The organism is Ureibacillus sp. MALMAid1270 (genome assembly GCF_049202975.1).
Classification (GTDB): domain Bacteria; phylum Bacillota; class Bacilli; order Bacillales_A; family Planococcaceae; genus Ureibacillus.
On record NZ_JBMIRP010000001.1, the window covers coordinates 1 to 7,089 of the forward strand.

A 7,089-nucleotide genomic window follows, 5' to 3' on the forward strand; every position below is an offset into this window, starting at 1 on the left:
CTGACGCTCTTTTTATATTTTTAAAAGAGTTTTTTAATCTGGTATACCTCGACAAATACTGATATTAAAGGTTTTTTTAGATTGTAACTTAATTTCTGGATATTTGATTCAAATCAAAAATAGTAGACAAAGTCGAAAAAATCGACTTTGTCTACAGTCTGTGAATTAGAATAATTCTTTATTATTTCTCCAAATATGTATATTTTTATTTGGATAATTTATTATATTCTAAAATACAAAATAAAATTCAATTATCCTAAAACACTAATAAAAGAAGCAACATGGTATAATTTAACTGTGTCGCTTCTTTTTTATATGTGTTTAATAATAAGGGAATGTCTTTGTATATTTAGTTTTAAATAAATTATTGAAAAATTCCAATTATACTATTACTCCTAGTATTATGAATCCCTTATTGTGCCTGATTATTGGAAGAAGTTTCAATATTGTATCTTTACAACGAAAGAAATTGCATCATAACTTTTCCCTATAACCCTATATTTATTGCAAAAATTGCGGGGGAATTTATTTATAGATTTTCGTAGTTAATATCGAACGAAAAATTAAAACAGATACTCTCAACTTTTATTCGTGAAAGACATATTGGAGGATTTTTTATGGAACTGGAAATTTCAATTAGACCAATTACGAAAGAAAATATTAGAGATTGTGTAAAGCTCGAAGTTGCCGAAGATCAGAAGCAATTTGTGGCGAGAAATATTGCTTCGATTGCATGGGCTTATGTCGATGAGAATTTTACACCTTATGCGATTTGCGCTGGTGATGTGGTAGTGGGGCTAGTGGCGATTGAGCATATCGAAGAGAATGAGCCATATGACCGTCATTGGGTTCCGCGATTTATGATCGGCGAACAATTCCAAGGAAAAGGTTATGGAAAACGTGCAATGCAAGAAGTTATTAAAATGCTTTCCGCAAAACCAGATTGTGAGCGAATTCGTTTATCCGTCGTGCCTGAAAATTCAGCTGCAATCGAGTTTTATAAGCGTCTTGGGTTTGTTGTGACGGATGAGATGCTTGAGGATGAAAGAGTTATGGATTATTTTGTGGAGCGTTGATTAATGTTGGAATAGGAACATGTGTTTGATTCGTTGTTATTTTATGGTATAATATACTTAATTAACAAAGGGATGGGGAATTCAATATGATTCAAGAAACAAAGATTATTGATGATTTTAGTGAATTTACGTCATGGTTAAACACATTAGAGGATCTGGATGAAACATTATGGTCTAAACCAATCGCAGAAGGGAAATGGTCTATTAGTGAAATCATTGCCCATCTCATGAATTGGGATAATTACCTAATATCCGAAGTGATTCCATCTGTACAGAACGGTGGAGGAATCGAGTTTCCTGAATTTAACTCCTTCAATAAAAAGGCTTCTGATTACGCAAAATCAGGTATAACAAAATCAATACTACTTGAAGAGACAAAGGATACAAGAAATCTACTTGTACAAAAACTTAAGGAATTACCAACTGAAGTGTTAGTCAAACCAACTGCTGTACACGGTGTAACTCACGATCCACATACCGGAACACTTTATTCGCTTATTTATATTGTTAAGGAATTTATTGAGCATGATGAGCACCATAAGGGACAAGTTGTGGAGTTTTTAAAGGGAAGTAATGTTGGATAATGCTGTTGCTTTTATATGGTGATAGAGTGATTGAGAGTTTAACTGTACTTAAGCACGGAAATTTAAAGAAAGTGTCAAATAGAAACCAGCTTGGGATCAAGTGGTTACTATTGGCACTTTTTGTTTTGTAATTAGTTTAATAGTTACAATCTTTGCACCAATTGTGTACGGTTTTTGAATCCATATTTCTATATATTTTGTAAGTGTTTTTTGACCGTGTTAATTGTTATATTTAATTCTTGAGCTATCACGGGATTCGTATAGCCTTTTTTACAAGTTGAATAACCTCTTTTTCCCTCTCGGATAACAAAAGATCATCTCCAGTATTCTTACGCTCATGTAAAAGGACTGAAGCAATAACCTTCAACACTAAAAAATATAGAGGCTATTAAAGAAATTCTAAAAATTAAAAACTATGTACAGTTTTTGAGTCAGAAGCAAAAAGATGATTTGGAGAAATTTGCATATAGTTTATTACAAGATGTAAATTCCACGACTACAATCTCAGTATTCACTGTAGAGGGTTGGTTTATAGCAATAGAGAATGGCTTTATGAATTTGACTTTTCTGATACACCAGGTAATGCAAAGATAATATCACAAATGTTAAGTACCTCATTTCGATCAGTAGTTAATTTAATCGCAGAAAAAGATCGAATTATTCAACTTAAGAAACAAGCATCGTATTTATTAAGTTATGCAGATTATACTTTAGAACTTCTTCATGAAAAAAACTTTATTATGGATAGTCATGCTCATACCCATGAATATAATGTAAATAGTTGGTCAAACTTTTTGGAAAAGGGGATCAAATTTCTTAAACAGCCTAGAGATATAATTCAAGCAACAGATTTTAATCCAACAATAGTAAATACAATAAAATGTTTTGGGGCATCACTTTATCTATATAAGGAGCATAATGAAGAAAAGTTTTTGCATCTTATAGGGACTGCAGGTGAAATATCCGCCGACGAATATTTTTCGGTTGATGAAGAAGACATATTTGTAGTTGAAGCATTTACCAAAGGAGAAAGAATAATTGCATTTAGAGAAGAAAAGCAAACGATTTATTTAACCGAACCAGTAGGCAACTTTGTTTTTTGTTTACACTTTTCTCTAGATATATCTTGGAGAAGTGAAAATGTTATAGCTTACGTAGAAGAGATTGAAAGTGCTATAATAAATACTAAAGAAGAGGAATACTTCTTTAAGTTTTTTAAATCAATGATAGGAGGGATATTATGAGTAATAAATCAGTCAATTATACAAAACAAGGTTCTATTGTCGTAAAAAGATCCCCCTTAATCACTGGAAGAAAATTTGGTAAGACGCAATTGCGAAAAACAGGTAAATTTATCATAAGAGAAGCAAAAACAGGGGCATTTAAAGATTCTATGACTGCAAACATTGATTCAATTGATAGACTTCTTACTGAGTCTGAGAAAATTATGCCGCGTCCACAAAACAGAAAATCAATATAATGTTATATTCTTACAAAATGAGTATTCTTTTAATAGAGTGCTCATTTATTTTTTTGAAGTATTAGTATGTGGGGAATAGGTGTCTGTATTACACCAAAAAGTTATAGGTTATTATAACAGATTAACCCATGACACTCTCTATTATTTAGAATAATACTATTATAATGTAGCATTTGATTTAAGGTAGTTCATTCTAGGAAAGAGAAAAATAATTTGAGAGTTATTTAATTGCAAATCCACTAGAATGTAATAATAAATTCAATAATGTAATAAACGATTACCCAACTCCTGGTGGCTTCTAACAGAAAGAGTTCAAAATGGGATTAATTTTATATAATTAATTGGAAAGTGGGACACTTTACCTGTCCCTGTTGTCCCACTGAACTGCCGTAAACAAACCCTTTAACCATATGTATAAATCCTCTAATTTGCCAATTAGGCAAAAGATGATTTCATTTTCTTGTTTTGCGCGGTATTGATTGAGTGCACGGTTAAGGATTTGGAAGCTTTGATTGATTTGTAATTGTGATTGATCTGAGGTGGAGTTGGTCAAGATTCCATTTTGGGTCATTTTTTGTTCGATTAGTTTATAGAGTTCTGCGGTTGAACTTATGTTGATCGCTAGGTAATGCATATGACTTTTGGTGATGTTGCATTTTTCATAGTGGGTGTCGTCCAGTTGTGCGATAATTTGACCACGTTCAGTTGAATCCATCCAAAGTTCTATATAAGGTACATGGGCATCATGTAAGTATTCATCTAAATTGTTTATTAAGTCATATGAATCTTTTGTAACGAGTTTTGCTCTTAAGGATATGTAGTCATGCTGCAGGCATAGTTGCTCATAAATTGGATTCCACTCATACATAAATTGTTTTAGTAATTCGGCATTGGCTGCATTCTTTATTATTTCTACATAATATAGTCCATGGTCTTGTCCGTCGATGTAATTCTCATCCCATCTCCATTTAAGGTGGAGCCCCAGATTATCCTTTAAACTAGCTGCTAGCATTTCAGTTAAGTTCACTTCTGCTAATTGACTCAAAATTTCCATCATCTAAACCTCCTATCATATGTTAAATAATAGAAATTATGTTTATTCATTTACAGTTTAATAGATTTCATAACATGGGACAAGGGAGTGGGGGGATTGGGACGTTGGGGACAGTAAAAGTGTCCCAGGGTGAGGGTGGGACATTGGGGACAGTAAAAGTGTCCCATCGTGGGACATTGGGGACAGTAAATGTGTCCCAGGGTGAAGGTGGGACATTGGGGACAGTAAATGTGTCCCAGGGTGAACTTGGAACAAGGTGGGCAGTTTAACATGTCTCTTTATCGAGACATTGCACCTTATCAAAAGTTGCTTCCGAAGTGGGACAGAAAACCTGTCCCCGTTGTCCCATTTACATAGGAGGAAAAGTCATGCAGGAAAAACATCATCGTATTAGTATTATTGATTTTATTACAACAGATCACAAAACTATTTATGTAAAACTTGTAGGATTTGATGCTGAATTAGGTAATAATTTTGAAGAGGAAGTTCGATTCCTAGATGGTATGCCATACGGGGATTTAATTCATCCCGAAAGATCGACTCTTTCGGATAGTTGCAGAGAATATGTACGAGATTATTTGATTGGTATGTATAACAAGGGTGAGTTTGAATAATTATAGTGGGACGTTGGGGACAGTAAAAGTGTCCCTCCTTGATTTCAAAAATTGAATATAGAGGATATTAGATTGTTAGGGCTAGAACCGAGAAGAATGGTTCTAGTTTTTTGTGCGACGGGCAGTCGCACCATGTGCAACTACTGCACAGGATGAACTGTTAAAGGTTGGAGGATGTAACCGCGGTAATAACAACTCCCGAATCCCAGAAGGTTCATCATCTAGAAGGTGAAAGTCCTTCCTTCGGAATGCTGATATAACCGAAAGAAGACTAATCTAGGGCATCACCGTGAGGTGGTGTCTGAAGGAGATGCGGAAAATCGAGAGACCCGTAGTTGGACAAGCAGACCCAAATGCAATAAGTGTGAAGTACGGCGGCTAGGTAAGTTGGTGACTGTCCGAAAATAACAGGAAACCCCTACTAGGACTACAATTCAGAGAATCAGCCGGGTTGTGGTAGCTTATCGAGTATTGGTGCTGGGTATGTTTGGAAGGATGGTGCGATGACCCCGTGAGATCTTCATTTTAACCGAAAGGATATAGTCATATAAGGGTATCCGAAGTTGACTGTATAAATGAAGAAGTCAGACACTCTCATAGTACGGAAGTACATATATGACCAAAACATATATGGAACGGAAGGGGAGTGACCTTGTGGCTTCACGTCGCTAAAAGTGTGTAATGCCAACAGAATACGATACTTCGGTATAAACGAAACTGAATGTACACAATGAAAGGTGTGAAATAGTTTGAATGATGAATTGAAATTTAAATGGCATAGTATCTATGGACAAATATTGTTTGACCGTAAACTGTTGACAGCTTGGACAAAAGTTAAATCGAACAATGGAGCCGGCGGTATTGATGGGGAAACAATCGAAACCTTTGAAGCGAAAGCTGAAGAAAGGCTTGATAACCTTCTAACGAAACTGAGAAAGAAAGAGTATTTACCCTCACCGGTTAGAAGAGTTTATATACCAAAGAAAGATGGAAGCCGAAGACCATTGGGTATACCAAATATTGAGGATAGAATTGTTCAACAGGCAATAGTGAACGTACTAGAACCAAAATTTGAAGAAGGAATTTTTCATAAATGGTCATGTGGATATAGACCGAATTTAGGCGCCGAGCGAGTTATGCAAATTATCATGTGGAATATCGAACAAGGTTTCAATCATATTTATGACTGCGATATTAAAGGTTTCTTTGATAACATCCCGCATAAAAAGCTAATGAAAGTACTAAATAAATATATTGCAGATGGCACTGTCCTCGATATGATATGGAAATGGTTAAAAGCAGGATATATGGAGGAAGGAAAATACAACAATAATGACTCTGGCACCCCGCAAGGAGGAGTGATTTCTCCATTATTAGCTAACATTTACCTAAATGAACTTGACTGGATGTTAGATAGCCTCGAGGGAATCCGATTTGTAAGATATGCGGATGATTTTCTTATTTTTGCCCAAACGCAAGAAACTATCTTAAAAGCAGAACAAGCAACAAAGGAGAAACTTTCAGAATTAGGTCTAGAAATTTCTGTGAAGAAAACTAGGGTTATAGATTTTCGTCACGATGACTTTGACTTTCTAGGATTTACTTTTGGGCACTGGAGAAGACGTAAGAAGGACGGCAGTCCTTACTATCTTGCACACCCCAAGAATGAAACCTGGAAGGATTTCAAAACTAAGATTAAGGAAAAGACTAAGAAATATTTAACATTCAGCCAAGAAGTATGGGTGAAACGAGTAAATTCAATCATACGTGGAAAAGTGAATTATTTCCTAACTATCTGGAAAGCTATACAAGCCAACAAACAGTATGGGATGAACTCTCGATGTTTCTTTAATACATTCAAAAATGAGTTACTTCAAATTGATGGATATATTAGAAGAAGACTTAGAGTAGCCATGATACACAAACATCCTAGTCAAAGGAAAGGTTGGGCTATGTCTTCAAAATGGACCATTGAACACTTCACACGCATAGGATTAGTACCATCGTTCCAATATTATTACGGTCAACAATATGGACATACAACTGAGGATTACATTAATTACATGAAACAAAAAGGGAAAAAGAAATATGAAAACGCTCTGAAAAGAGCGAAGGAAAAAGGTCAAGAATATTTCAATCCTGAACGTGTAAGGAAAATGAACTACGCCAATAGATTAGCAACTTATTAATTCAATTAAACACATTGGTAAGCCGTATGCCTTAATAGGGCACGTACGGTTTGATGAGGGGGTGGCCATGAAAATGGTCACCCTACTCTATT

At 35.0% G+C, this 7,089-nt stretch carries 8 protein-coding genes; 6 read left to right on the plus strand and 2 right to left on the minus strand.

Features of this window, described 5'->3' with window-relative positions; genetic code table 11:
* Positions 1 to 617 precede the first annotated feature (617 nt).
* Complete coding sequence (locus tag ACOQFO_RS00005; protein WP_421687680.1) at positions 618 to 1,076, plus strand: GNAT family N-acetyltransferase; 459 nt, start codon at positions 618 to 620, stop codon at positions 1,074 to 1,076.
* Between the two features lie 86 nt (positions 1,077 to 1,162).
* Positions 1,163 to 1,660, plus strand: a complete 498-nt coding sequence (locus ACOQFO_RS00010; protein ID WP_421687681.1) for a DinB family protein — start codon at positions 1,163 to 1,165, stop codon at positions 1,658 to 1,660.
* Between the two features lie 188 nt (positions 1,661 to 1,848).
* Here ACOQFO_RS00010 and ACOQFO_RS00015 read toward each other — a convergent pair whose 3' ends face one another.
* The gene (locus ACOQFO_RS00015) at positions 1,849 to 1,965 is read right to left on the minus strand and encodes a helix-turn-helix transcriptional regulator (RefSeq protein ID WP_421687687.1); all 117 of its coding nucleotides are present in this window, start codon (positions 1,963 to 1,965) and stop codon (positions 1,849 to 1,851) included.
* Between the two features lie 219 nt (positions 1,966 to 2,184).
* Between ACOQFO_RS00015 and ACOQFO_RS00020 the strand changes: the two genes are divergently transcribed.
* Both ACOQFO_RS00020 and ACOQFO_RS00025 read left to right on the plus strand, forming a co-directional pair.
* Positions 2,185 to 2,904, plus strand: a complete 720-nt coding sequence (locus tag ACOQFO_RS00020) for a hypothetical protein (protein ID WP_421687682.1) — start codon at positions 2,185 to 2,187, stop codon at positions 2,902 to 2,904.
* Entirely contained in the window at positions 2,901 to 3,140 is a 240-nt protein-coding gene (locus tag ACOQFO_RS00025; RefSeq protein ID WP_421687683.1) for a hypothetical protein, read from the plus strand. The genes ACOQFO_RS00020 and ACOQFO_RS00025 overlap by 4 nt, the downstream gene beginning before the upstream one ends.
* Positions 3,141 to 3,498: 358 nt before the next feature.
* On the opposite strand, the gene ACOQFO_RS00030 is transcribed toward ACOQFO_RS00025, so the two are convergent.
* Positions 3,499 to 4,194, minus strand: a complete 696-nt coding sequence (locus ACOQFO_RS00030; protein WP_421687684.1) for a hypothetical protein — start codon at positions 4,192 to 4,194, stop codon at positions 3,499 to 3,501.
* A gap of 368 nt (positions 4,195 to 4,562) precedes the next feature.
* Here ACOQFO_RS00030 and ACOQFO_RS00035 point away from each other — a divergent pair, with 368 nt between their 5' ends.
* Both ACOQFO_RS00035 and ltrA read left to right on the plus strand, forming a co-directional pair.
* Entirely contained in the window at positions 4,563 to 4,808 is a 246-nt protein-coding gene (locus ACOQFO_RS00035) for a hypothetical protein (protein ID WP_421687685.1), read from the plus strand.
* A gap of 749 nt (positions 4,809 to 5,557) precedes the next feature.
* Positions 5,558 to 6,997 carry a group II intron reverse transcriptase/maturase gene (ltrA, locus tag ACOQFO_RS00040; protein WP_421687686.1) on the plus strand — a complete coding sequence of 480 codons (1,440 nt, stop codon included), beginning with the start codon at positions 5,558 to 5,560 and terminating at the stop codon, positions 6,995 to 6,997.
* Positions 6,998 to 7,089: the final 92 nt, after the last annotated feature.

What these genes read in the sequence shown, in the direction of transcription:
- ACOQFO_RS00030 (WP_421687684.1), bottom strand. Translation starts at nt 4,194, where the DNA reads ATGGAAATTTTGAGTCAATTAGCAGAAGTGAACTTAACTGAAATGCTA.
- ACOQFO_RS00005 (WP_421687680.1), top strand. Translation starts at nt 618, where the DNA reads ATGGAACTGGAAATTTCAATTAGACCAATTACGAAAGAAAATATTAGA.
- ACOQFO_RS00010 (WP_421687681.1), top strand. Translation starts at nt 1,163, where the DNA reads ATGATTCAAGAAACAAAGATTATTGATGATTTTAGTGAATTTACGTCA.
- ACOQFO_RS00035 (WP_421687685.1), top strand. Translation starts at nt 4,563, where the DNA reads ATGCAGGAAAAACATCATCGTATTAGTATTATTGATTTTATTACAACA.
- ACOQFO_RS00025 (WP_421687683.1), top strand. Translation starts at nt 2,901, where the DNA reads ATGAGTAATAAATCAGTCAATTATACAAAACAAGGTTCTATTGTCGTA.